The sequence below is a fragment of the gamma proteobacterium symbiont of Lampromicra miyakona genome, assembly GCF_059730895.1.
Map to the genome: position 1 here is coordinate 2,647,279 of NZ_AP035932.1, position 25,462 is coordinate 2,672,740.

Annotated in this window: 23 protein-coding genes; 10 read left to right on the forward strand and 13 right to left on the reverse strand. The window is 57.3% G+C overall.

Annotated elements, in window-relative coordinates; all coding sequences use genetic code 11:
* Positions 1-32 precede the first annotated feature (32 nt).
* The 3 genes from gsiB to AC6I8P_RS12370 all read right to left on the reverse strand — a co-directional run bounded on the left by gsiB (position 33) and on the right by AC6I8P_RS12370 (position 4,458).
* A complete protein-coding gene (gsiB, locus tag AC6I8P_RS12360; RefSeq protein WP_058757797.1) occupies positions 33-1,568 on the reverse strand; it encodes a glutathione ABC transporter substrate-binding protein GsiB in 1,536 nt (511 codons plus the stop codon).
* 64 nt (positions 1,569-1,632) lie between these two features.
* A complete protein-coding gene (gene gsiA / locus AC6I8P_RS12365) occupies positions 1,633-3,489 on the reverse strand; it encodes a glutathione ABC transporter ATP-binding protein GsiA (protein WP_104187022.1) in 1,857 nt (618 codons plus the stop codon).
* Positions 3,490-3,498: 9 nt separating this feature from the next.
* Complete coding sequence (locus tag AC6I8P_RS12370) at positions 3,499-4,458, reverse strand: isoaspartyl peptidase/L-asparaginase family protein (protein ID WP_058769516.1); 960 nt, start codon at positions 4,456-4,458, stop codon at positions 3,499-3,501.
* A 321-nt stretch (positions 4,459-4,779) separates the two neighbouring features.
* On the opposite strand from AC6I8P_RS12370, the gene AC6I8P_RS12375 reads away from it, so the two are divergent.
* The 4 genes from AC6I8P_RS12375 to moeB all read left to right on the forward strand — a co-directional run bounded on the left by AC6I8P_RS12375 (position 4,780) and on the right by moeB (position 8,084).
* Positions 4,780-5,613: an RNase A-like domain-containing protein gene (locus tag AC6I8P_RS12375; protein ID WP_021508404.1), complete on the forward strand. Its 834-nt coding sequence runs from the start codon at positions 4,780-4,782 to the stop codon at positions 5,611-5,613.
* A complete protein-coding gene (locus tag AC6I8P_RS12380; RefSeq protein WP_021508405.1) occupies positions 5,613-5,918 on the forward strand; it encodes a contact-dependent growth inhibition system immunity protein in 306 nt (101 codons plus the stop codon). The genes AC6I8P_RS12375 and AC6I8P_RS12380 overlap by 1 nt, the downstream gene beginning before the upstream one ends.
* Positions 5,919-6,087: 169 nt before the next feature.
* Complete coding sequence (gene moeA, locus AC6I8P_RS12385) at positions 6,088-7,323, forward strand: molybdopterin molybdotransferase MoeA (RefSeq protein WP_318249587.1); 1,236 nt, start codon at positions 6,088-6,090, stop codon at positions 7,321-7,323.
* Positions 7,323-8,084, forward strand: coding sequence for a molybdopterin-synthase adenylyltransferase MoeB (gene moeB / locus AC6I8P_RS12390; RefSeq protein ID WP_059009016.1), 762 nt, complete (start codon positions 7,323-7,325; stop codon positions 8,082-8,084). The genes moeA and moeB overlap by 1 nt, the downstream gene beginning before the upstream one ends.
* 100 nt (positions 8,085-8,184) lie before the next feature.
* Here moeB and AC6I8P_RS12395 read toward each other — a convergent pair whose 3' ends face one another.
* The 8 genes from AC6I8P_RS12395 to mntR form a co-directional block, all read right to left on the reverse strand.
* Positions 8,185-9,777 (reverse strand): ABC-F family ATPase, encoded by a 1,593-nt coding sequence (locus tag AC6I8P_RS12395; RefSeq protein ID WP_031279866.1) that lies wholly within the window; start codon positions 9,775-9,777, stop codon positions 8,185-8,187.
* A gap of 264 nt (positions 9,778-10,041) precedes the next feature.
* Positions 10,042-10,443 carry an H-NS family histone-like protein gene (locus tag AC6I8P_RS12400; protein ID WP_021508409.1) on the reverse strand — a complete coding sequence of 134 codons (402 nt, stop codon included), beginning with the start codon at positions 10,441-10,443 and terminating at the stop codon, positions 10,042-10,044.
* 428 nt (positions 10,444-10,871) lie between these two features.
* Positions 10,872-12,350 (reverse strand): sugar porter family MFS transporter, encoded by a 1,479-nt coding sequence (locus AC6I8P_RS12405; RefSeq protein WP_481657734.1) that lies wholly within the window; start codon positions 12,348-12,350, stop codon positions 10,872-10,874.
* 243 nt (positions 12,351-12,593) lie between these two features.
* Positions 12,594-14,123, reverse strand: coding sequence for an efflux transporter outer membrane subunit (locus tag AC6I8P_RS12410; protein ID WP_021508411.1), 1,530 nt, complete (start codon positions 14,121-14,123; stop codon positions 12,594-12,596).
* A 1-nt stretch (position 14,124) separates the two neighbouring features.
* Complete coding sequence (locus tag AC6I8P_RS12415; protein ID WP_058757803.1) at positions 14,125-15,693, reverse strand: DHA2 family efflux MFS transporter permease subunit; 1,569 nt, start codon at positions 15,691-15,693, stop codon at positions 14,125-14,127.
* Positions 15,690-16,817 (reverse strand): HlyD family secretion protein, encoded by a 1,128-nt coding sequence (locus tag AC6I8P_RS12420; protein ID WP_021508413.1) that lies wholly within the window; start codon positions 16,815-16,817, stop codon positions 15,690-15,692. The genes AC6I8P_RS12415 and AC6I8P_RS12420 overlap by 4 nt, the downstream gene beginning before the upstream one ends.
* A gap of 182 nt (positions 16,818-16,999) precedes the next feature.
* Positions 17,000-18,109, reverse strand: a complete 1,110-nt coding sequence (locus AC6I8P_RS12425; protein WP_031279868.1) for an SLC13 family permease — start codon at positions 18,107-18,109, stop codon at positions 17,000-17,002.
* Between the two features lie 21 nt (positions 18,110-18,130).
* Complete coding sequence (gene mntR, locus AC6I8P_RS12430; protein ID WP_021508415.1) at positions 18,131-18,589, reverse strand: manganese-binding transcriptional regulator MntR; 459 nt, start codon at positions 18,587-18,589, stop codon at positions 18,131-18,133.
* A 264-nt stretch (positions 18,590-18,853) separates the two neighbouring features.
* Between mntR and AC6I8P_RS12435 the strand changes: the two genes are divergently transcribed.
* The gene (locus AC6I8P_RS12435; protein WP_021508417.1) at positions 18,854-19,048 is read left to right on the forward strand and encodes a hypothetical protein; all 195 of its coding nucleotides are present in this window, start codon (positions 18,854-18,856) and stop codon (positions 19,046-19,048) included.
* 146 nt (positions 19,049-19,194) lie between these two features.
* Here AC6I8P_RS12435 and ompX read toward each other — a convergent pair whose 3' ends face one another.
* Positions 19,195-19,707 carry an outer membrane protein OmpX gene (gene ompX, locus AC6I8P_RS12440; RefSeq protein WP_031279869.1) on the reverse strand — a complete coding sequence of 171 codons (513 nt, stop codon included), beginning with the start codon at positions 19,705-19,707 and terminating at the stop codon, positions 19,195-19,197.
* Positions 19,708-20,209: 502 nt separating this feature from the next.
* On the opposite strand from ompX, the gene rhtA reads away from it, so the two are divergent.
* The 5 genes from rhtA to glnQ all read left to right on the forward strand — a co-directional run bounded on the left by rhtA (position 20,210) and on the right by glnQ (position 24,439).
* Entirely contained in the window at positions 20,210-21,118 is a 909-nt protein-coding gene (gene rhtA, locus AC6I8P_RS12445) for a threonine/homoserine exporter RhtA (RefSeq protein WP_159378331.1), read from the forward strand.
* Positions 21,119-21,412: 294 nt separating this feature from the next.
* Complete coding sequence (gene dps / locus AC6I8P_RS12450) at positions 21,413-21,916, forward strand: DNA starvation/stationary phase protection protein Dps (protein WP_021508421.1); 504 nt, start codon at positions 21,413-21,415, stop codon at positions 21,914-21,916.
* Positions 21,917-22,227: 311 nt separating this feature from the next.
* Positions 22,228-22,974: a glutamine ABC transporter substrate-binding protein GlnH gene (gene glnH, locus AC6I8P_RS12455; protein ID WP_222986696.1), complete on the forward strand. Its 747-nt coding sequence runs from the start codon at positions 22,228-22,230 to the stop codon at positions 22,972-22,974.
* Positions 22,975-23,060: 86 nt separating this feature from the next.
* Complete coding sequence (gene glnP / locus AC6I8P_RS12460) at positions 23,061-23,720, forward strand: glutamine ABC transporter permease GlnP (protein ID WP_021508423.1); 660 nt, start codon at positions 23,061-23,063, stop codon at positions 23,718-23,720.
* Positions 23,717-24,439 (forward strand): glutamine ABC transporter ATP-binding protein GlnQ, encoded by a 723-nt coding sequence (gene glnQ / locus AC6I8P_RS12465; RefSeq protein ID WP_021508424.1) that lies wholly within the window; start codon positions 23,717-23,719, stop codon positions 24,437-24,439. Before glnP ends, glnQ begins: the two co-directional genes overlap by 4 nt.
* A gap of 65 nt (positions 24,440-24,504) precedes the next feature.
* Here the strand turns inward: glnQ and rlmF are convergent, their stop codons facing one another.
* On the reverse strand, positions 24,505-25,431 hold the full coding sequence (gene rlmF / locus AC6I8P_RS12470; RefSeq protein WP_125308424.1) for a 23S rRNA (adenine(1618)-N(6))-methyltransferase RlmF: 927 nt from the start codon (positions 25,429-25,431) through the stop codon (positions 24,505-24,507).
* Positions 25,432-25,462 lie beyond the last annotated feature (31 nt).

Sequence of the window (25,462 nt, forward strand, 5' to 3'; positions counted from 1 at the left end):
ATCGGCCAGCCCCGTAAGGCTGGCCGCGTCTGTTACTTCAGATCCGCCTCATCAAAATTGAATGAGGTATCGGGCATGACGTAAAAACCGGTCAGGTTTTTATTGTTCGCAGACAGCAGCTGCTCCACCACCAGCGGAATCCACGGGTGATCGTTCCAGATGCGGTCCTGCGCGTCTTTATACAGTCTGGCTTTCTGGTCGCGATCGGTGGTCTTCAGCGCATCCGCCAGGTCTTTATCCACCTGCGGGTTGCTGTAGAACGCGGTGTTGAAGATCGCCGGTGGCCACGAGCTGGTGGCGAACAGCGGCGTCAGCGCCCAGTCGGCTTCGCCGGTGGAGGCTGACCAGCCGGTGTAGAACATGCGCACCCCGCTCTCTTTCTGCCCTTTACTCTCCACTTCCGCCGCGCGCTGGCCGGCATCCATCGCCGTGACTTTCACCTTCACACCCACCTGCGCCAGCTGCTGCTGGGTGAACTGCAGCACTTTCTGCGCGGTGCTGTGGTTATGCGATGACCACAGCGTGGTTTCGAAACCATTCGGGTAGCCCGCTTCCTTCAGCAACTCGCGCGCTTTGGCCGGATCGTATTTGATGGCCGGATAGCTCTGGGCAAAATCAATGCGCGGCGGCACGATGCCGGTGGCTGGCGTGGCGTAACCGGCAAAGGCCACTTTAGCCAGCGCCTGGCGATTGATGGCGTACTCCAGCGCTTCGCGCACTTTCGGGTTATCGAACGGCTTTTGCGTCACGTTGAGGCTAATGTAACGCTGCATGATCGATGGTGTGGTCACCACATCCAGCTTGCTATTGCCCTGCAACAGTTTGGCCTGCTCTAACGGCACCGGGAAGGCAAAGCTGGCCTCACCGGTTTGCAGCATGGCCGCGCGGGTGTTGTTATCCACCACCGGACGCCAGGTAATGCTGTCGAGTTTTGGATAGCCCGGCTTCCAGTAGCCCGACCACTTTTTCACTTTGACAAAGTCGGTCTGGTTCCAGGTGTCAAAGGTATAAGGTCCGGTGCCTACCGGATGGAAACCGATGTCCTTGCCATATTTTTTCAGCGCGGTTGGCGAGATCATCACCGCAGCAGGGTGCGCCAGATTGTTGATAAACGCTGAGAACGGCTGCTTCAGGGTAATTTTCACCGTGGACGGATCGACCACTTCGGTGGTGGCGATATATTTAAACAGGTTATAGCGCTTGAGATGGTTGTCCGGATTGCTGGCGCGGTCGAGGTTGACCTTCACCGCTTCGGCATTGAAATCCGTGCCATCCTGGAATTTCACGCCCGGACGCAGTTTGATGGTGTAAGTCAGCCCATCGCTGCTGGCCTGATAGCTTTCGGCCAGTACGTTGACCAGCTTCATGTCTTTATCGAAGCCGAACAGGCCCTGATAGAAAGACTTGGCCACCGCCTGCGACAGCGTGTCGTTGGCGTCGTACGGATCCAGCGTGGTGAAGGTCGACGCCACGGCAATCACCGCATCTTTGGCCGCCCAGGCGGGCAGCGCCAGCGCCGAACTCAACAACCCGGCAGTGATAACCCCTTTTCGCATGATATGGTGCATCGTTATCGTTCTCCTGTAGTCCCTGTCTTGCGCGCCCTGCACAGAGGGCGCGGTTGGTTGCTGCTCAGGCGCCGCTAATGGCATGGCGGGCGACAAAATGGCCCGGCGCCACTTCCAGTAACGGTGCCACTTCCGGCTCATCACCCAGCGGGCGAATCGGGCTGGGGATCTCATCGACCATCAGCGCCCGCTCGCGATGCCGATGCGCCGGATCGGCCACCGGCACCGCGGCCATCAGTTTTCTGGTATAAGGATGGCGCGGCTGTTCGAACACCGCCTGACGCGGTCCCATCTCCACAATCTGTCCGAGATACATCACCGCCACGCGATGGCTGATGCGCTCCACCACCGCCATGTCGTGCGAAATAAACAGGAAGGCGATGCCAAATTCACGCTGTAAATCCAGCATCAGATTGATGATCTGCGCCTGAATCGACACATCCAGCGCGGAGACGGATTCGTCGGCGATCACCACTTTAGGATTGAGCGCCAGCGCGCGTGCGATGCAGATACGCTGGCGCTGACCGCCAGAAAATTCGTGCGGGTAGCGCTGCGCGTGTTCGGGTAGCAGACCAACGCGTTCCAGCAGCCAGGCGACGCGTTTCTCTGCCTGCGCGCGCCCCATGCTGCGATGCACCAGCAGCGGCTCCATAATTGAAAAGCCGACGGTAAGGCGCGGATCGAGCGACGCATACGGATCCTGAAAGATAAACTGAATATCGCGGCGCAGCGTGGCCAGTGCCCTGCCCTGCAGCGCATCAATGCGCTGGCCGTCAAAGGTGATGCTGCCGCCCTGGCTGGCGACCAGCCGCAGCAGCGAGCGTCCGGTGGTGGATTTACCGCAGCCGGACTCGCCCACCAGCGCGAGGGTTTCGCCTGCATAAAGATCGAAACTGACTTTTTCCACCGCGTGGACGCGACGCTTAACCCGATTGAGCAGCCCGCCACGAATATCAAAGCGCGTAACCAGATCGCGCACCTGTAAAATCGGCGGACGATCGTGACGCACGGTATCCTGCGGCGTGCTGGCCTCTTCGCGGCCGTTGGTATGCAGCAGCGGAAACTTCGCCGGCAGCGGCTGGCCGCTCATCGCCCCGAGCTTTGGCACGGCCGCCAGCAGCGCGCGGGTATACGGCTGCTGCGGCGCGTCGAAAAGCTGCTGCACTGGCGCGCGTTCAACCACATCGCCGCGATACATCACCTGCACGCGATCGGCCATCTCCGCCACCACGCCCATATCATGCGTAATAAAGATGACGCCCATCTGCATCTCTTTTTGCAGCACGCGAATCAGCTGCAGAATCTGCGCCTGGATGGTGACGTCCAGCGCGGTGGTCGGCTCATCGGCAATCAGCAGCGCTGGCTTGCACGACAGCGCCATGGCGATCATCACGCGCTGGCGCATACCGCCGGAGAGCTGATGCGGATAGCGCGACAGCACATTGTGCGCTTCCGGAATGCGCACCAGATCCAGCATGCGTCGCGCTTCGGCCTGCGCCTGCTGGTGACTTTTCCCCTGATGCAAACGAATGGATTCGGCGATCTGTTCACCGACGGTGAACACCGGGTTGAGCGACGTCATCGGCTCCTGAAAGATCATCGCCATGTCCGCACCCCGCACCCGGCGCATCTGGCTGGCGGACGCCCGCATCACATCCAGCACCTCGCCGTTGCGCCGTCGCAGCAGGATTTCACCGCTGACCGCGCCGCCGGCCTGTGCAATCAGACGCATCAGCGCCAGCGACGTCACCGATTTGCCCGAGCCCGATTCGCCCACCAGCGCCAGCGTTTCTCCGCGGTGCAGATCGAGTGAAAGCTGCCGCACGGCGTCCGTCACGCGCCCTTCATGCTCAAAGCGCACACAGAGGTCGCGTACCGCCAGCACCTGCTGCGGCGCAAACTGCTGCTGTAGATCCGTCATGCCTGCTCCTTAGCTGTCGCGGTAAATCGCCACCTCAACCTCGCCGCCCACGTATGCGAATCCGCGGTACATGCCTTCGCTGTTAAACGGCAGCGCCACGTTGCCGTGGGCATCAACGGCAATCAGCCCGCCGCTGCCCTCCAGCTCCTGCACTTTGTCATGAATCACGCTGGCGGTGGCCTGTTGCAGCGAACGACCGCCATATTCCATCTGCGCTGAGACATCGTAAGCCGCCAGCGTACGAATAAACACTTCGCCGGTACCGGTACAGGAGACCGCCACGGTGGCGTTGTTGGCATAGCAGCCGGCGCCCGCCAGCGGTGAATCACCGACGCGGCCCGCCTGCTTGTTGGTCATGCCGCCGGTGGAGGTGGCGGCCGCCAGATTACCCTGCAAATCGAGCGCCACCGCGCCCACGGTGCCAAATTTGCGATCCGGGTCCAGCGGATCGCTCCCCTGCGCCGCGCCATCATGATCCAGCAGCATTTGTTCGCTGCCCAGCGCGCGCTGCAGCTGCTCCCAGCGTTCTGGCGTCGAGAAGAAATCAGGCTCGACCGGCGTCAGCCCCTGTTGCGCGGCAAAGGCTTCCGCCCCGCTGCCAATAAAGAGCACGTGCGGACTGGCTTCCAGCACTTTACGCGCGGCAAGTATCGGATTGCGGATACGGCTGACGCCAGCGACGGCGCCGATGTCCAGCGTACGGCCATCCATCAGGCTGGCATCCAGTTCATGGGTGCCCTGATGGGTGAACACGGCACCTCTGCCGGCATTGAACAGCGGGCACTCTTCCAGCAGCCGCACCGCTTCGGTCACGGCATCCAGCGCGCTACCGCCGCTGGCCAGAATCTGCTGGCCGGCGCTGACAATCGCGGCCAGTTGCTGACGATAGTGCTGCTCTTTTTCGGCGCTCATTGCCGCACGCGTAATCGCGCCGGCGCCGCCGTGAATTGCGATAACTGCTTTAGCCATAACCGTTACCCTGTCAAGGAATCAGAGCCAAAAACACTGATTTAGAATGGTTTTCATCTTTTTTTGGCAATTTTCGACTATAGAAAGCCCCTCCCTGCTTGTAAAGCAGAAAGTGTATCAGCGGTCATAACCTTTTAATGTGGATTATGCTTTTTTGTGAATAAAGGGAGAAAACGCACCAGCTTTAATATTATGGCTGGCGCGCTTACGTCTGGCACCGGCAAGGCAGTGAACAACCTATTTTCCCTTACTTTCTGTGTGGCTTCAGTGCCGGTTAAAAATCGGGTAAGTTAAAGGCCCATTCATGAAAAGGAATATTCAGTGGAAGATGAAAAAGGGCTAAGGATTGCACTCTCCCCGGTGCAGCTGGCAGCCGTCCTTTCAGATCGCAGCGTCAGCGAGGGTGAAACGACCAGCAACCGCATTTTCGGAGGGCTCGGGCTCGCTGGCGGAGTGATTGAGCTTTTTGGTGCTGGCGCACTGTGCGTCGTGCCTGAGCCCACCATGCTGACCAAAGCTGGCTGCGTCTTTGTCGGCACTCACAGTCTCGACACGCTTCAGGCCAGCCTGCGCCAGGTATGGACTGGCAGACAGGTCGCTACCGACACGTTTAATTCGGCCGTGGCACTCGCAGAATCGCTCGGCGCTGACCGTCAGACCGCCATGAATGTCGGCCTGACGGTAGATATCGCCATTCCGATGGCATTTGCCTTTGCAGCCGGAGCAGAGCGCGTCATCGCGGTGCGTGCCGGGCGGGTCAAAATCGCCGAGCATGAGTCGCTTTCAGGGCGAGCACCCGGTGGGCACACGATTGAGCGACATATCGGCAAAACGCCGGATGAGCTGCGGGAGAGGCTTCGTAACCGGCCTCGTCTCGATGAGGCCAGTAGCTTTAAGTCTCTGAGCGAGGCGGAAGCACTGATCAGTAAGGTGCTGGCAGATAATAAGCATCAAATTCAAATGTGGGTGAAAAATATCCCTCCAGGCTTGCAAGCCCGTATGCGCCTGAGTCGGCGTTTTTCACATCCGGTTGGTATAGTCGTGAGTAAAGGGCGTGAAGAGGTTGAAACCTGCTACGCCGTTCGCGTCATACTGGATTTTAAGCCCTACAACGGCAAACCTTACTTTATCATTACCGCTTTCCCGGAGTTATGATGGACCGTATCAGTATCAGTGAACTGGATAATTTTATTGGCATCTGGTTTGGGCAGGATTATGACCTGTTTGAACCGGGCGATGAGATCGAGCCCAAAATCGAGGCGTATATCAGAGAAGCGCATAAAGGAAACCTGCACGCCATGCTGGCAGACATCGAGCTGTTTCTGGCAGAGTGCGATGACGTCGAATCTGATTTCCGCGACCGCTATAAAAGAGAGTTTGTTCCGGCCAACTGGGATACCACTGCGGGCGCGTTTCTGTCACTGGTGCATAAGAAAGTATCTGCCGCACTCACATCATAACGTCAGCACGGTTGTTAACATGACTATCACTTTCAGTCTGAACAAAGCATGTTCGCCGGCGGATTCGTCACCGCGCACTAATTTCCATTCCCTTTGATCTCGCATGTGACTCAGCCGACAACAGCCACCATAATAGGCAGCATTCGCCTTTAACCCGACAGAGATGGACATGGAACCTTTTACCGCCGGACTGATTTCCCTTGAAGACGCGCAGCAGAAAATGCTGCAGCAGCTGCAACCGATTAGCGATTGCCTGAGCGTCGCACTGGCCGATGCCGCCGGGCGCATTACCGCGAAGCCGGTGATTTCGCCGCTGGACGTGCCGCCATTCGATAACTCCGCGATGGACGGCTACGCGCTGCGCCTGAGCGACCTGTCCGCTGACCGCGTGTTGCCGGTAGCGGGCAAAGCGTTTGCCGGCGCCCCGTTTAATGGCGAGTGGCCAGCCGGCAGCGTGATTCGCATCATGACCGGCGCACCGATTCCTGCCGGCTGTGACGCCGTGGTGATGCAAGAGCAAACCGAATCGCGTGACGGCGGCATTGTCATCACCGCGCCAGTGCGTGCCGGGCAAAATATTCGCCGCATCGGGGAGGATATTCAGGCCGGTAAGCAGGTACTGGATGCCGGCGTGCGGCTCGGTGCCGCCGAGCTGCCGCTGCTGGCGTCGCTGGGTATTGCGGAGGTCAGCGTGCTGCGTAAGCTGCGCGTGGCCATTTTCTCCACCGGTGACGAACTGCAGGCGGTGGGCCAGCCGCTGGCCGAGGGCCAGATTTATGACACCAACCGCTTCACCGTGGCGCTGATGCTGCGCAAACTTGGCTGCGAGGTGATCGACCTTGGCGTGATCGCTGACAATCCTGCGAAGCTGCGCCAGGCCTTCAGCGAAGCCGATCGCCAGGCCGATGTGGTGATCAGCACCGGCGGCGTTTCAGTGGGCGAGGCGGATTTCACCAAAGCGATGCTCGAAGAGCTGGGCGCGATTACCTTCTGGAAACTGGCGATCAAACCCGGCAAGCCGTTTGCCTTTGGCCGTCTGGCCAACAGCTGGTTCTGCGGGTTGCCTGGCAATCCGGTGTCGGCGGCCGTGACCTTCTATCAGCTGGTGCAGCCGCTGCTGGCCACGCTGACCGGCCAGACCACGCGCATCATGCCGCTGCGCCAGCGCGCGCGCGCAACGCAGCGTCTGAAGAAAGCGCCGGGCCGACTCGATTTTCAGCGCGGCATCCTCAGTCGCGGCGATGATGGCGTACTGGAAGTGCGCAGCACCGGTGCGCAGGGCTCGCACGTGTTCAGTTCCTTTGCGCTGGCCGACTGCTTTATTGTGCTGGAGCGCGATCGCGGTGACGTTGAGCCGGGCGAATGGGTTGATGTCGAGGCCTTCAACAGCCTGCTGGAGGGCTAATGCACACAGAGCTGAGCGATGAAGAGATGCTGCGCTACAACCGGCAGATTGTGCTGCGCGGCTTCGATTTCGACGGCCAGGAACGGCTAAAAGCCTCACGGGTGCTTATCGTTGGCCTGGGCGGACTGGGCTGTGCCGCCGCGCCCTATCTTGCCGCCGCCGGCGTCGGTCATCTGACGCTGCTGGATTTTGATCGCGTCAGCCTGAGTAATCTGCAGCGCCAGATTCTGCACAGCGATGCGCGCATCGGCATGGCAAAAGTCGCCTCGGCCCGTCAGCAGCTGGCGGCGCTCAATCCGCACTGCACGCTGGAGCCGATCGATGCGCAGCTGGATGAAGCCGCGCTCGGCGAACTGATTGCGCGTCACGATGCGGTGCTGGACTGCAGCGACAATGTCACCACGCGCGAACAGGTGAACCGCGGATGTTTTCAGCATCGGGTGCCGCTGATCTCCGGCGCCGCCATTCGTATGGAAGGCCAGCTCAGCGTATTTACCTGGCAGCCCGGCGAGCCCTGCTACCGCTGCATCAGCCGCCTGTTCGGCGAGCAGACGCTGAGCTGTGTCGAAGCCGGCGTAATGGCTCCGCTGGTCGGCGTGGTGGGTGCGATGCAGGCGATGGAAACGCTGAAGGTGCTGAGCGCCTTTGGCCAGCCGGCCAGCGCGCGACTGCTGATGTACGATGCGATGAGCGCCGAGTTTCGCAGCCTGAAAGTGGCGCAGGATGCGCAATGTGAAGTGTGTGGCAAGCGTGAGGAATAACGCCGGGGCGTGACATAAGCGTCAGGTATTGCTGAGCGGCGCAAATTATCAGGCGATAAATTGCGCCGCTGATGATGGCGGCTGCTAAACGGCTACGCCATTAGACGATGCCCTGGCTGCGCAGGTAATCTTCGTAGTTGCCGGTGAAGTCAACGATGCGATCGCCTTTCATCTCGATCACGCGAGTCGCCAGCGAGCTGACGAACTCACGGTCGTGCGAGACGAAAATCAGCGTGCCTTCGTACATCTCCAGCGCCATGTTCAGTGACTCGATCGACTCCATATCCAGGTGGTTGGTCGGTTCGTCCATCACCAGGATGTTTGGCTTCTGCATCATCAGCTTGCCAAACAGCATGCGGCCCTTCTCACCACCGGACAGCACTTTTGCTGGCTTCTTGATGTCGTCGTGGCTGAACAGCAGACGACCAAGAATACTGCGCACCGCCTGCTCGTCGTCGCCTTCCTGCTTCCACTGGCTCATCCAGTCGAACACGCTCAGGTCGTCAGCAAAATCTTCGGCGTGATCCTGCGCGTAGTAACCAATGCGCGCATTCTCCGACCATTTCACCGTGCCGCTATCCGGCTGCAGTTCGCCAACCAGCGTTTTCAGCAGCGTGGATTTACCAATACCGTTGGCGCCGAGGATGGCCAGTTTCTCACCCACTTCCAGCAGCAGGTTAAGATTTTTAAACAGCGGACCGTTATCAAATCCTTTGGTCAGCGCTTCCACTTCCAGCGCATTACGGAACAGCTTTTTATCCTGCTCGAAACGAATATAGGGGTTCTGACGGCTGGAGGCTTTTACCTCATCCAGTTTGATTTTATCAATCTGCTTCGCGCGCGAAGTGGCCTGACGCGATTTTGAGGCGTTGGCGCTAAAGCGGCTAACGAAGGATTGCAGATCGGCAATTTGTGCTTTCTTCTTGGCGTTATCCGCTAATAAACGCTCGCGCGCCTGGGTCGCCGCCGTCATATATTCGTCATAATTGCCGGGATAAACGCGCAGCTCACCGTAATCCAGATCCGCCATGTGCGTACACACCATATTCAGGAAGTGACGGTCATGCGAAATGATGATCATGGTACTGTCACGTTCGTTAAGCACCTGCTCCAGCCAGCGAATGGTGTCAATATCCAGGTTGTTGGTCGGTTCGTCGAGTAACAAAATATCCGGGTTAGCAAATAATGCCTGCGCCAGCAGCACACGCAATTTCCAGCCTGGGGCAATTTCACTCATCGGACCGTAATGCTGCTCCACCGGAATGCCCACGCCGAGTAATAATTCTCCGGCGCGTGATTCGGCACTGTAACCGTCCATTTCACCGTAGGCGACCTCAAGATCGGCGACTTTATAGCCTTCCTCTTCGCTCATTTCCGGCAATGCATATATGCGATCGCGCTCCTGCTTCACCGCCCACAATTCCTGGTGACCCATAATCACGGTATCCAGCACGCTATATTGCTCGAAAGCAAACTGATCCTGGCGAAGCTTACCGATGCGCTCATTGGGGTCGAGGGAAACATTTCCGTTAGTCGGAACCAGGTCGCCGCCCAGTATTTTCATGAAGGTCGATTTACCGCTGCCGTTCGCACCGATTAAACCGTAACGATTACCGCCGCCAAATTTAACGGAGATATTCTCAAACAGTGGCTTACTGCCGAACTGCATAGTGATATTGCTGGAAACTAACACGGCATTGACCTTTGTTACGCAGTGGAGGAAAAAACAGCGGGCATTATGCCAGAAGCGGCCTGGATGAGCCACCTCTGCACCCGGATACGCAGAGGCAAGGCGGAGAACACCTTGTTGCCAGAGGTAAAATAATTGCGACCGTGCCGGACAGGTTATCCACGGCGCGGGAAGTGAACCGCCGCCCGTGCCCGGAGCGAGGCCAATAAAAAAGCCGGAGACGCTGACGCCTCCGGCTCCCGCTCCCGCTTACAAGGATTGTGCAGATTATTTGATCAGGAAGCTGTCGAGGCTTTTACCTGCATCCAGCGCTTTTTTAATCGCAGCTGGGGTACGGCCCTGACCGGTCCATGATTTCTCTTCACCGTTTTCGTCGGTGTAAGAATATTTCGCCGGACGCGGCGCACGCTTGGCGCGTTTTTTACCGGTTTCCAGTGCACCCAGTAATTCGTTCGGGTCGATACCGTCTGCCAGCAGCATTTCACGGTATTTAGACAGCTTCTCTTCTTTTTCGCGGTTCTGCGCTTCTTCCGCTTCAACTTCGTCGCGGCGCTCAGTCACCACGACGGTTAATTTTTCCAGAATTTCTTCCAGATCGCTCAGTGGCAGTTCACGAGCCTGTGCACGTAATGTGCGAATGTTGTTCAGAACTTTAAATGCGTCACTCATCACAATGTCCTTGCTTAAGGGGGTTAAATAAACTGTAGTGGCAAGATTACCCAATTCAAATAAAAAAATAAATTAATTTTGCAGACCGGATTAATCCGAATGGATTAGCATATTCCTGGCAGGCGCGTTTAAACCCAATGTGCGGCGTGAATTAACGGTGAATTAACATCAGCGGTTCAGTACCACCGGCTGGAACTGGAATCGATTTCATTGCTTATTCACGCGTAGGAAACAAGCGTTTAGCGCTTATTGTGCGCTGAGGCAGTAGTCAGCATAAAGGTAAAAAAACATTAATAGTGTAAGTAAAATCCTTTTTAACGCGGATGGCATTGGCGTCACAGATGCGAGCAATATCTCATTTTGCCATTAAATAAATAAAAAAAGGCCGGTTGTTAACCGGCCATCATGCAAAAATCGTATGTCTGTGGTTATCCGCTTTTCTTCACTGCCGGTCGCAATAGCTGGGGCGCCGGCGCATCAGACAGCCGGTCGTGCAAATAATGTTCAATCTGCTCCAGCGAACGATGGCGTGTTTCCGGTACCCAGCGAATAACAAAAATCGCGCCGCCTATGCCAATCAGCGCGAAAATAAAGAACGCGCCGGATAAGCCAACCGACGCCAGCAGAACCGGGAACAGCAGAGAAATAAGAAAATTGGCGATCCACAACGCAAATACCGCGCCGCCCATAAAAATACCGCGTAACCGTGTGGGGAAAATTTCTGACAGCAGCAGCCAGGTGACCGGCGATAACGCGCCCTGCTGGAAACTCAGAAACATCAGCATACCCAGCAGCACCATATAACTGCGCAAGATATCCGGCTGACCGTTAACTGTTTCCGGCATCAGGTAACTGACGGTGCCAATAAACACCAGACAGGCGGTACAACCAAACTGACCTATCATCGTCATGGTGCGGCGACCGATGCGCCCCAGCAGCCAGATCCCCACAAAGGTCATTAATACCGAGACCGCGCCATTGGCAATGGTGGCAAACAGCGCAGCGTCATTGCTCATCCCCACCGCTTTCAGCATGGTCGGCGCGTAGTACATGATAGTATTCACGCCGGTCAGTTGCTGGATGGCGGCAATACCGATACCGATCAGGAACAGTTTGATCAGCCACGGCTGGCGCAGTTCCCGCAGACGCGGACGCTGCTGTTGCTCGTCCGACAGCGTCTCTTCGATCTCCATCATCTCCCACTCAACGTCTTCGCGCGCGCGGGTGCGTTCCAGCACCTCGCGCGCCTCAGCGAGACGGCCTTTCATGGCATACCAGCGCGGCGTGTCCGGCATAAACATCATCCCGAACCACAGCAGCACCGCCGGCAGCGTGGCGACCGCCAGCATCCAGCGCCAGGTCGTGTCGCCCCCCCAGGCTGCGTTGAAGCCGGCGTTCGACATATAGGCCAGCATTTGGCCGGAAACGATCATCAGCTCCTGCATGGTCACCAGCTGACCCCGTTTGTTGGCTGGTGCCATTTCGGCGATATACACCGGTACGGTGGCGGACGCACCGCCCACGGCCACGCCAAGGACCAGGCGGAAGAAAATCATCCAGCTGACATCAGGTGCCAGTGCGGTACCCAGCGCGCCGAGTGCAAAAATAATCGCCAGTACCAGAATAATTTTTCTCCGCCCGACCGCGGCGGCAAAGTGACCGGAAGCCAGTGCGCCAAACGCCGCGCCGAACAGCAGACTGCTGGTCACCAGCCCGGTGGTAAATGGGGTGAGATGCAGATCGTCGCCCATGAATAACAGTGCGCCGGAGATCACGCCGGTGTCGTAGCCAAACAGCAAACCACCGAGGGTGGCAATCAGCGCAATGACTTTCACAAAAGGCTCGGTGCGCGTGCTGCTGTTTGGCCCTGATGCCGGATTAGGCGTCATCCAGGTTTCGCGGGACATAACCAACTCCTTTCCTGAGATAAGAAGCCTTAAAATAGATTATTTCCACCACAATGAATAAATATGAAATTTAAATTTTGCGCCACGGGTCATTCTCTTTGCCTTTAATTGAGATAACGATCACACAACCTGATTCAGGGCGCAGAGAAGGCAGTGCAAATTTTGCACAACAAACAGAAGGGAGAATATTTATTTCACGGAAGGCGCTGACCGCACGCCGTGGATGCGGTCAGCGATGTCAGATTAATTGACTGCGGTGGCCGGACCAAAAACGTCATAGTCCGGCAGCGTCACCTGCTGATACGGCTCCCAGCCGCCACCCAGCGCTTTATACAGCGCTACCAGGTCCAGCGCGCTTTGCATGCGCGCCTGGGTGGATTGCGCCTGCGACTGTGCCAGCTGACGCTGAGCATCCAGCACCTCAAGGAAGGTAGAGATGCCCTGTTTGTAACTGTCACTGGCGAGGTCAAAGGCGCGCTGCAGTGCGCCAGTGGTCTCATCCAGCGCAGTAACCTGTTGCTGATCGGCGCGGTAGCTGACCAGCGCATTTTCCACATCCTGCAGCGCCGTCAATACCGTCTGGCGATAATCGAGCGCCGCGCTCGCCTGCTGCGCGCGCGCCAGTTTCACGCTGGAAACCAGACGTCCGCCCTGAAAAATCGGGATCGACAGCGCCGGGCCGACGCTGAAGAAGTGGCTGCTCCAGTCGTCAAGGTAGCTGGCATCGGTGTTACGCACGCCCAGCTGCCCGGTGAGCGACAGGCTGGGGAACAGGTTCGCGACTGATACGCCGATATTGGCGGTCTGCGCATGCAGATTCGCTTCAGCCTGGCGGATATCCGGACGACGACGCGCCAGCGTCGAGGGAATGCCCACCGCCACCAGCTTCGGCAACGCCGGCAGCGCTTTGCTGCTCATCAGTTCGTTATCCAGCGCGCCCGGCGTTTTGCCCAGCAGCACTGCCAGCCCGTTCATCGCCTGACGTTCCTGGGCCTGATACTGTGGCAGCTGCGCGTTAAGGGAGGCCAGCTGCGCACGGGCATTCTCAACGTCGGTGAGTGGCGCCAGACCGTTACGCTGCTGGCTTTGCGTCAGCTCCCAGGTTTGCTGCGCCACGTTGATCTGCTGTTGCAACGTCGCCAGCACCGCCTGCGCGCCGCGCAGCTGCAGATACGCGCGCGCGACCTCGGCTTCCAGCGACACCAGCGCATCGTTACGCTGCTCGATCGCCGCCTGCTGCTGCGCGTCCGCCATCTCCATCTGGCGTCGTACTTTGCCCCATAAATCCAGTTCCCAGCTGGCGTCAAAGCTGCCCTGATACAGCGTGACCGAATGGGTCAGACCGTTGAGCTGATCTGCCACGTCATCATCCACCTGATCGTACACCCCGTTGGATTTCAGCATGCCTTTCAGGCCGAGCTGCTGACGCGTCACTTTGGCCGAGCCGTTAAGCGACGGGAACAGCCCGCCACGTGCCTGCGCCAGCTGTTCGCGCGCACCGGCGATGCGCAGCACCGATTGTTGCAGCGTCAGGTTGCCGGCGATGGCGCGCTCAATCAGGCTATCGAGCTGCGGGTCGTTAAAGCTTTTCCACCATGAAGGATTGGTCGCGGACGCCAGCGGTTTTGAGGCTTCCTGAGAGGGCAAATCACGGTAGCTACCGGGCGTGTGCGCCTGCGGCGGCTGATAATCGGGCCCGACGGCACAACCCGCCAGCAGCATGGACAGCGCCAGCAGCGTCAGCGACGGCGTAACGCGCGAAGAGGTGATCATGTTAATGTGCTCCTGCACTGCCTTCGCTCTTGATCGGCGAAAGCAACCAACAAAAAGGAATCAATAGCACGGCGACAATGCTCAGGCCCATGAACACGTCGATGTAAGCCAGAATACGCGCCTGGGCAATCATCTCCTGATAGAGCTGACCGCTGGCCAGCGTCAGCGGATCGCCCACCGCACTGGTAAAGTCACGAATCGCCTGCGCCCAGTGCTGCAGCGTGAGGTTGAACTGCTCATTGAGCGGCGACATGTTGTGCACCATGTGGGCCGATCGCACCTGTTCACGTTCGGTGATGCCAGCAGTGGCCAGCGAGATGCCGATCGAACCGGCCACGTTACGGAACATGGTGAACAGCGCGGAGGCATCCGCATTCAGGCGCTGCGGCACGGTGATAAAGGCAATGGTGGTGAGCGGCACAAACAGGAAGCCGAGGCCAATCGACTGCGCGCTGCGCATCAGCACCAGCGTGGTGAAATCCACGTTGGGCGTCAGGGTGCTGGAATAGAAGAAGGCCAGCGCCAGACAGGTAAAGCCAAAGGCGATGATGTAGCGCGTCTGCACAATCGGCATCAGCTTCAGCACCAGCGGGATGGTGAGCACGATCAGGACCGCGCCGGGCGACAGCACCAGCCCGGACCAGGTGGCGGTATAACCGAGATCCTGTTGCGCCAGCTGCGGTAACACCACCGAGCTGCCATAAAGAATCATCGCCATGCCCGCCATCAGCAGACCGGCCACCCAGAAGTTGCGATCCTTCATCACCGTGATATCCACCACCGGCTTGCGTGCATACAGCAGCCAGTAAACCGCACCGACGATGCCGACGGCCGCCAGCATGGCAAACAGGCGAATGAAGTGTGAGGCGAACCAGTCTTCATCTTCACCGCGATCGAGAAACACCTGCAAACAGCCGAGACCCAGGGTGATCAGGCTGATACCGATATAGTCGATTTTCAGCCGGCCCTTCGCCCACTTGCGCTCCCACGGCGGATCTTCCAGCAGCTGATAGATCGCCAGCACCGTGAGGATCCCCACCGGAATATTGATAAAGAACACCCAGCGCCAGCTGTAGTTATCGGTGATCCAGCCACCGAGCGTCGGGCCAATTACCGGCGCGACAATAATGGCAATCGATGACAGGCCAAAAGCCTTGCCGCGATCTTCCGGCTTGAAGTAATCCAGCAGCACCGACTGCTGCACCGGTTGCAGCCCGCCGCCGAAGAAGCCCTGCAGCACGCGGAACAGAATGATTTGCCACAGCTCGGTGGCAATGCCGCACAGGAAGGAGCAGATGGTAAACATCACGATGCAGATCAGAAAGAACTGCTTGCGCCCAAACAGGCGGCTGAAAAAGGCCGAGATCGGCAGCACAATGCCGTTGGCGACCAGATAGGAGGTCAGTACCCAGGTGGATTCATCGTAGCTGGATGACAGCGACCCGGCTATGTGCGGCAGCGCGACGTTAACGATGGTGGTGTCCAGAATCTCCATGAACACCGCCAGCGTTACCGTGATGGCAACCAGCCAGGGATTGCTGGCCGGACGCCAGCTTTCGCTCGCACTCATTCCACCGTCACCTTCGGTTCAACCGACAAGCCAAGCGGCAGCGGATGATTCGGGTCGAGTCCTTTATCAATCACAATTTTCACCGGCACGCGTTGCACAATCTTCACGTAGTTACCGGTGGCGTTCTCGGCCGGGAAGGTAGAGAAGCGCGAGCCGGAGCCCATCTGCACGCTGTCGACGTGCCCTTCCAGCTTCATGTCCGGCCAGGCATCAACGCCAATCTCCACTTTATCGCCCGGATTCATGCGCGCCAGCTGCGACTCTTTGAAGTTGGCGGTGATCCAGATATCCGGCGATACCAGCGAAAACAGCGCGCTGCCGGCCTGTACCAGCGTACCGGGCTGCACGTTGCGTTTGGTGACGAAACCGTCATAAGGCGCGCGGACTTCGGTGTAAGAGAGGTTAAGCTCGGCAGTGTTGAGCTGAGCCCTGGCTTGCTCGACCTGCTGCTGCCGCGCTTCGACATTGGTTTCCTGCTGGCGAATCTGCAACTGCACCTGCGAGGCCACTTCGACCTGCGCTTTGGCGCTTTGCAGCTGCGCTTCAGCCGAGCGTAACTGCGCAGCGGCGGTATCGATATTGCGCTGCGAGGTCGCGCGCGGGTCAACCCCGCGCTGACGACGGTAATCCGCCTGCGCATTGAGTAAATTGGCCTGCGCCCGCGCCTGGTCGGCCAGCGCCTGATCGCGCTGCGCCGGATATTGCACCCGTGCCAGCGCCAGCTGCGCCTGCGCCTGATGCAGCTGCGCCTGCGCCAGACCGAGCTGTGCTTTGGCCTGATCGCGCTGTGCGGCGTTATCACGCGGGTCGATCAGCACCAGCAGATCGCCCTTCTTCACCCGCTGGTTATCTTTTACCAGCAGCTGCACCACGTAGCCCGACGCTTTGGGCGCGATGGTCACGGCATCGCCTTCGGTGAACGCATCGTCGGTGGTTTCAATGTTGCGCGTGCTAAACCAGAACCAGAATCCCACCAGCAGCATAATCACCACCACAATCGCCAGAATGATCAGCGGCTTTTTGCCGGGGCGTTTACGCGGTGATTGCTCGTTATCCTGACTGGAATCTGACGTGTTGTTGTCTTTTTGCTCATCGGCGGATGGCGGATTGTGGTTTTCACTCATAATTTGTCATCACTGGCTGGTAATCCCGATCCCCGGGCGAAACGGTCAACTTAACCTTAGATGGGAAATTGACAAATGCCAGTGTAACTTTACATAAGCTAACATCCGACGCATTTTCTGCCACATCACTTAACGCGCTGATAAATCAGCGCGTCTTGCTAAGGCGGACAGGTTGGTCAGGGTTAACGCAGCAGCTGTAACAACAGCCAGCCGCACAGCATCGACCAGGCAAGCATCGGCAGGGAAAACAGATGGAAACGCCACCACACTTTGGCGTCCTGTGCCATGCGCAGCGCAATCAGGTTGGCCAGCGATCCCGGCAGCAGGCCAAAGCCGCCGATATTCACCGCCCAGGCCAGCACTTCGGAAGGCGGGACTTTTTGTAACAGCAGAATAGTGGCCGGCACGTTGCTGATCACCTGTGACAGGCCAATCGCCAGCAGATAGATACCACCCTCGCCCAGCTGACCGATGGCGGCAAAATGCGGCTGCAGAATGGGCAGATGCATCAGTAAAAAGACATCAATGAACATCGCCACGAACACCAGCAGCAGGCTCCAGTCGATGGTCGCCAGCACCTGACGCGCCATCAGCAGAAAACAGCCCGCCACCAGCAGCAGCGCCCAGCCGGTGAGTTTCAGCTCCAGCGCGACGATAAACACCACGTACAGCAGCACGCTGACGATAAACAGCGGTTTCTGCCACTGCTGATTGCCTGGTGCATCATGCTTCTCAATGCTGCGCGCCGGGAAGCTAAACCACGTCAGCCCCACTAGCGTCAGCATCAGCATCGCCGCCAGCGGCGCCATCTGACCGATGAAACCGGCCACGCTGAGCGTGCCGTGGCTCCACAGCAGGATATTTTGCGGGTTGCCGACCGGCGTCAGCAATGAGCCGGCATTGACCGCCAGCGCTTCAAAGATGATCAGTCTGGAGATAGGCAGGCGCGAGAACTTGCGCAGCGTCAGCGTGAGCGGCACCAGGATAAACAGCGCCACATCATTGGTCAGGAAGGTCGAGAGCAGCGCCGCCGCACACACCATAAACAGCGCCAGCGTGCGTTCGTGCTGGAAGCCCTGCGCCAGCCGCGCACCGAGCACATCAAAATAGCCGCTGTTTTCCAGCCCTTTTGTCAGCATCAGCAAACCGGTGAGCGTCATGATGGTGTGCCAGTCAACGGCGGCGGGCAGCTGCGGCCAGCGGTAATCCGCCAGCGGCAACAAAATCACGCCCAACAGCAACAGTAAATGCAAAACGCGGTCACGCATTAAGGAACGAAGCACGATGGGCATGATGGCAGAAGGCCTTGTAGGTTAGCGATTCTCGTAAAATTTCTGGAACACGGCGAGGGTTTCATCACTGACGTGATGCTCGAGCCCTTCGGAATCCCGGCGGGCGGTTTCCGGGCTGACGCCCAGCGCCAGCAGAAAGGTTTCAACGATATGATGGCGCACGCGGCTGGCTTCAGCCAGCTTCTCGCCTTCCGGAGTGAGGAACACGCCGCGATACGGCACCTGCTCAACCAGACCGGTGGTACTGAGACGCTTCAGCATTTTGGCCACGGTCGGCTGCGAAACGCCCAGGCGTGCCGCCATGTCGACCTGGCGCGCCTCGCCAAATTCACGAATTAAATCAGAGATTAACTCAACGTAATCGTCAATCAGCTCACGGCGATGCGCTTCGCGTACCTGACGAAATCCTTCGACATGCTCCTCAATATCTTTCAGCGGCCCCTGGGGCATGTGGGTGGCGCTTTTCGCACGACGACTCATTCAGCTTCCTCTTTATTATCTGCCGCACTTTACCTGCGGTGCGGGCTGGCTGCGCTCATTGTAAACCAGGCACAAATAAGCACAAATTTTTCCTGAATAGTGTTGGCTAAAGAGTATAGCCAGTGCTATCTTTGTACATGTTGTAAGCGAATAGCCTACAAAGGAGGCAACGATGAACGAACCCTGGCTGTTGCTGCTCCTTTTCCTGCTGTTTATTGCAGGGCTGTGCTTACTGTTGGGTTACCCGTTTTCCAGGAGGTAAAGATGAGCACGATGAAAAGCTGCCTCGACTGCGGCAAATGCTTCCAGACCGTACAAAGCAAACCGGCTTTTGAGCTGAAGTCGCTGTTGTGTCTGTTTAGCCGCTCGCCTTTTGCCCTGCGCCTGATGCTGCTTGAGAAACTGACCGGCAAAAAAATCGCCGCGCAGCCCTGCCCGAATCTGATCTGGCGCGGCTGAGTTTCCTCAGGGCTTCACAGTCTGACCCGCTGCCTGCAGCGGGTTTTATTTTGCCTGCGAAAAACGCCCTTCACGGCAGCGTTTTCAGGCATAAAAAAACGGCCCGTAAAGGGCCGTTTCTGTGCAACTCTGGTCTAAGCAAAAACTTAGAAGCTGTAACCTACGCCAGCAATCCAGGTGCCCACGTCGACGTTACGGATGCGGCTCTGCTCGTAGCCCACGTCCAGAGCAACGTTCTGGATTGGGTTGAACTGCATACCTGCGCCGTAAGAGAAGCCTACGTCGCTGCTGTCGGTTTTAGACTGACCGGCAGTCTGGTTCTGCTGGTATTTGCCGTAGCCGATACCTACTACGCCGTAGATGCTGGCCCAGTCGTTCAGACGGTAAGCCGGACCACCGGTGATGCCGTAGTACTGACCTTTGTTGTACACGCCATCTTCAGTGCGATCTTTTTCGGTGTAGGTGAAAGAACCGATCCAACCCAGTGGGTTAGAACCGTCTTCGTAGCGGTATTTCAGGTTGAAGCCGTTAGCTTTGTTAGCAACGCCCTGATAGTCGCTCTGCGCGTAGCCGGCAGAAACGGTGCTCTGTGCCATGGCGGAACCAGCGGAAACTGCCAGTACACAAGCCAGTGCTGAAAGACATGCAATTTTTTTCATAACCACCTCAAATGTGAATATACTTCTCTCCTGACAACGCTAAAAATATAACAAAACTTAGCAAGAAACTCTGCCCGCATTTTGTTGTCTAACAGATTGTTTGGTGTAACAGAAAGTTAATGAACTTTCCTATGTCATTCATTTTTCTTATAAAAAGCATCATCTTTCTGCAATAATCCTGCGCACAGAAAATTATCGGTTTAAGTAAATTCCTAAACTAACCTGACATTTCTTTACGGAAATGGCCCTGAAAACGCTGTTTTTTCAGCCAGTCGCTGGTGCATTTTTTCCACCGTCGCGCTTTATTCGCCGAAATTTCGCCCGAAAAGAGGTGTGAATGAGGCGTCACTGACGCCAGATGATGCGAGGCGGCCGCGCCCGATAAAAAAGCGGCGACAGAAACCCCGCATCATTGCCTCAGCCGCCTCCTTATTTCCCGCCGATTGCTTTACACTGGCTGCCCGTTGCCTGGTTATTCATCATCACAGGAATTGATCACAGGATGTCTGCACCTCTTTCCCACCCCAAACTAGCGCCGGTAGTGCTGCCGGTTGCCGTATTACTGATCGCCATGCTGTCGCTGCAGGGCGGCGCGTCACTGGCAAAATCGCTATTTCCTACCGTCGGTGCGCCTGGCATTACCGCGCTGCGTCTGGGACTGGGCACGCTCATCCTGTGCGCGATTTTCAAACCCTGGCGCCTGCGCTTCAGTGCAAAGCAGCGCAAGCCGCTGCTGATGTATGGACTGGCGCTGGGCTGCATGAATTACCTGTTCTATCTCTCGATCCGCACCGTGCCGCTGGGCGTAGCGGTGGGGCTGGAGTTTCTTGGCCCGCTGACGCTGGCGCTGGCCGGCGCACGCCGTCCGCTGGATTTTCTCTGGGTGCTGCTGGCGGTCACCGGCCTGTGGTTCCTGCTGCCGATTGGCCATGGCCTGAGCCATATTGATCCCACCGGCGCGCTGCTGGCCGTGGGTGCCGGCGCCTGCTGGGCGGTCTATATTCTGACGGGCCAGCGGGCAGGCGCGGAACACGGCCCGGCCACGGTGGCAATGGGCTCGCTGATCGCCTCAGTGATTTTTGTGCCGCTCGGTCTGACCTTTGCCGCGCCCGGTATCTGGCAGTGGGAAATTCTGCCGCTGGCGTTGCTCATCGCCCTGCTCTCCAGCGCCATTCCTTACTCGCTGGAAATGATGGCGCTGACGCGTCTGCCGGCGCGCATTTTCGGCACGCTGATGAGTCTGGAACCGGCGATGGCGGCGCTCTCCGGCATGTTGTTCCTCGGCGAGCTGCTGACGCTGCAGCAATGGCTGGCGCTGCTGGCGATTATCGCGGCGTCTGCCGGCTCGACGCTCACCATGAAACAGAAAGCGGCACATATAAATGAAGTGGATATCAACACGCCGCAATAAGCCGTACCGGTCAGCCGGTTATTTAACCGGCTGTATATAGACACATTCTCATTATCATTTCTTAAATAGCCGCACGGTAAGCAGTTATTATTTTGCAACATGATAGAAAAATAATTAACACATGAAATAAAATATTGATTTTAATGTGTTTTAATAAAGCCGTTATTTTCACGGCTTAACATTAAGCTTTAGCTATTCCTGTCATTGATTTAATCAATCCTGCAGAGTGAAAAACTGCTGCTATACTTATTCCCGTGCTTGATTAGGACAACCATCAATAAGAGGACATTAATGATGAGTACCGCAAAACTGGTTAAAACAAAATCTTCCGATCTGATTTATACCCGCAATGACGTGGCTGATAGCGAGAAGAAAGCTACCATCGAGGTGCTCAACCGTCTGGTCGTGGAATTTATTGACCTGTCGCTGATCACCAAGCAGGCGCACTGGAACATGCGTGGCGCGAATTTCATTGGCGTACATGAAATGCTGGATGGCTTCCGTACCGCGATTACCGATCACCAGGACACCATTGCAGAACGTGTGGTACAGCTGGGCGGCGTTGCGCTGGGCACCACGCAGGTGGTTAACGACAAGTCTCCGCTGAAAAGCTATCCGCTGAATATTCACAGCGTACAGGATCACCTGAAAGCGCTGGCCGATCGTTACGCCGTCGTCGCTAACGATACGCGTAAAGCCATCAGTGAAGTGAAAGACGAAGATACGGCCGATATCTTTACTGCCGCATCACGTGACCTTGATAAGTTCCTGTGGTTTATCGAATCAAATATCGAGTAATGCTCAAACAGGCGGGTTATCCCGCCTTTTTTATGCCTGCTACCCGCCCGGCTTTTTTGACGCCGTTAACAATTCCTTAATCCTTTCTTTCCCTTATTATCACTCTGATGCACACTGTGCCTGCACCACCACAGCACAATGCACCATTTTGGTGATTCATTCTGGTGCAAACTTTTCCCGGCGTGCAGAATCGTGTCAGCCTGCCCCGGCAATCTGTTGATTTCCGCGTTTGAGAAAAGTTGGCATAATTTTTTCATATGATGAGCCGTACATCAGGCCACCAGGCCTGAAGGGTAATAAGGAAAAAAATGATGAAGTCGTTGATTAAAGTCTCCGTGGCCGCGCTGGCGCTGGCCTTCTCGCTTTCCTCCACTGCAGCAGAGAAAAAACTGGTGGTCGCTACCGACACCGCCTTCGTTCCGTTTGAATTTAAACAGGGCGACAAGTACGTCGGCTTTGATATCGACCTGTGGGACGCTATCGCTAAACAGCTGAAGCTGGATTACACCCTGAAGCCGATGGATTTCAGCGGCATCATTCCGGCGCTGCAGACCAAAAACGTTGACCTGGCGCTGGCCGGCATCACCATTACCGAAGAACGTAAAAAAGCCATCGAATTCTCTGACGGCTACTACAAAAGCGGCCTGCTGGTGATGGTGCGTAACAACGAAAACGACATCAAGGGCATCGACGATCTGAACGGTAAAGTGGTGGCAGTGAAAAGCGGCACCGGTTCGGTGGATTACGCCAAAGCGCATATCAAAACCAAAGACCTGCGCCAGTTCCCGAACATCGATAACGCGTACATGGAGTTAGGCACTAACCGTGCTGACGCCGTGCTGCACGACACGCCAAACATCCTGTACTTCATCCACACCGCTGGCAAAGGCCGTTTCAAAGCCGTCGGTGACTCCATCGAAGCGCAGCAGTATGGCATCGCTTTCCCGAAAGGCAGCGACGACCTGCGTGAGAAAGTGAATGGCGCGCTGAAAACCCTGCACGACAACGGTACCTACAACACTATCTATAAAAAATGGTTCGGCAGCGAACCTAAATAATTCAGGCCTGACGCCTTTTTATCAGCAGGGAGCTTTGTTCTCCCTGCTTTTTACATTTCCACTGCAACAGATTCTGGAGTCACACCATGGAGTTTGACTGGAGCGTCATCTGGCCCGCCTTACCGATCCTGATCGAAGGCGCCAAAATGACCCTGCTTATCTCGATCCTCGGCCTGATTGGCGGCCTGGTTATCGGCCTCGTAGCCGGTTTCGCCCGCGCCTACGGCGGCTGGATCACCAACAACATCGCGTTAGTGTTCATTGAACTGATTCGCGGCACGCCGATCGTGGTGCAGGTGATGTTCATCTACTTCGCCCTGCCGATGGCCTTCCCGGACCTGCGCATCGACCCGTTCACCGCCGCCGTCGTGACCATCATGATCAACTCCGGTGCCTACATTGCGGAGATTACCCGCGGTGCGGTGCTGTCGATCAACAAAGGTTTCCGTGAAGCCGGCCTGGCGCTTGGCCTGTCGCGCCGCGAAACGCTGCGCTACGTAATCATGCCGCTGGCGCTGCGCCGCATGCTGCCGCCGCTGGGTAACCAGTGGATCGTCAGCATCAAAGACACCTCGCTGTTCATCGTGATTGGCGTGGCGGAACTGACCCGTCAGGGCCAGGAGATCATCGCCGGTAACTTCCGCGCGCTGGAGATCTGGAGCGCCGTTGCCATCATTTACCTGGTTATTACGCTGGTGTTGAGCTTTGTGCTGCGCCGTATTGAGAAAAGGGTGAAAATCCTGTGATTGAATTTAAAAACGTCTCGAAAAACTTCGGCCAGACTCAGGTACTGCACGACATCAACCTGAAAATTAATCAGGGTGAAGTGGTGGTGATCATCGGGCCGTCCGGCTCCGGTAAATCTACCCTGCTGCGCTGCATCAACAAGCTGGAAGAGATCAGCAGCGGCGAACTGATTGTCGATGGCATGAAAGTTAACGATCCGAAAGTGGATGAACGCCTGATTCGTCAGGAAGCCGGTATGGTGTTCCAGCAGTTCCATCTGTTCCCGCAGATGAGCGCGCTGGACAACGTGGCCTTTGGTCCGATCCGCGTGCGCGGGGCGAAGAAAGACGCCGCACACAAACTGGCGCGTGAGCTGCTGGGCAAGGTCGGCCTCGCCGAGCGTGCGCACCACTTCCCTTCTGAGCTGTCCGGCGGCCAGCAGCAGCGCGTGGCGATTGCCCGTGCGCTGGCGGTGAAGCCGAAGATGATGCTGTTCGATGAGCCAACCTCGGCACTCGATCCCGAGCTGCGTCACGAAGTGCTGAAAGTGATGCAGGATCTGGCGGAAGAAGGCATGACCATGGTGATCGTGACCCATGAAGTGGGCTTCGCACAGAAAGTGGCGTCGCGCCTGATCTTTATCGACAAAGGTACCATCGCGGAAGATGGCAATCCGGACGATCTGATCACCAACCCGCCGAGCGACCGCCTGCGTGAGTTCCTGCAGCACGTCTCTTAATACGGCGTAGAAACAACAAAGCCGCTGCGGTTCCCCGTAGCGGCTTTTTTTTACCTGAGCAGCGGTTAACGTGCCAGACGCTGCGCGCGCGTGGCGGGCGGTAAAAATGTCCAGGCGATAAAGCGGCTCTGCTTCTGGCCCTGCGCCATGTCGACGATGCGTACCTGATAAGCGTCGTGCGCCTTCAGCCGATCGCGCAGCTCGGGCAGATGCTCTTTGCGCGACACCAGCGAGGTAAACCAGACGATGCGATCGCCCAACGCGACGCTTTCATCGATCATCCGGCCGATAAACGCACGCTCACCGCCGTCGCACCACAGCTCGTTATGCTGACCGCCGAAGTTAAGCGGCGCCTGCCTGCTCAGGCCGAGATTGCGCACTTTACGCTGGCTGCCGGCCGCCGCATCGGCCGCCGAGGCGTGGAACGGCGGATTACACAGTACTGCGTGATAGCGTTCGTTCTTATGCACCACGCCAGCAAAAATCGCGCTCTCCTGCTTCTGACGGCGCAGGCGAATGGCGCGCTGCAGGCCGGGATTGCTGGACACAATCTGACTGGCGGCGTTAACAGCGTCCGCGCTGATGTCGGTGCCGGTAAAGCGCCAGCCATACTCCGCGTGACCGATCAGCGGATAGATGCAGTTGGCGCCGCAGCCAATATCCATCACGTCGAGATCGCGCGGCAGCACGCCACCGTTATCGCTGGCCAGCAGATCCGCCAGCGCATGGATATAGTCAGCGCGGCCCGGCACCGGCGGCGTCAGATAGCCTTCCGGCAGCTGCCAGTTCAGGTTATAAAACAGTTTCAGCAGCGCCTGATTCAGCAGCAGCACCGCGTGCGGATCGGCGAAATCGACCGACAGCTCACCGTAACCATTGGGGCGCACTTTGTCCGCCAGCGGCGGATGCGCGGCAGTCAGGGCAGCAAAATCATAACGGCCCTGATGGCGGTTACGCGGATGAAAGAGCGCGGTAGCGGCAGGCTTGTTCATAGATTCTCCGGACATTAATGCGCGCGTAAGA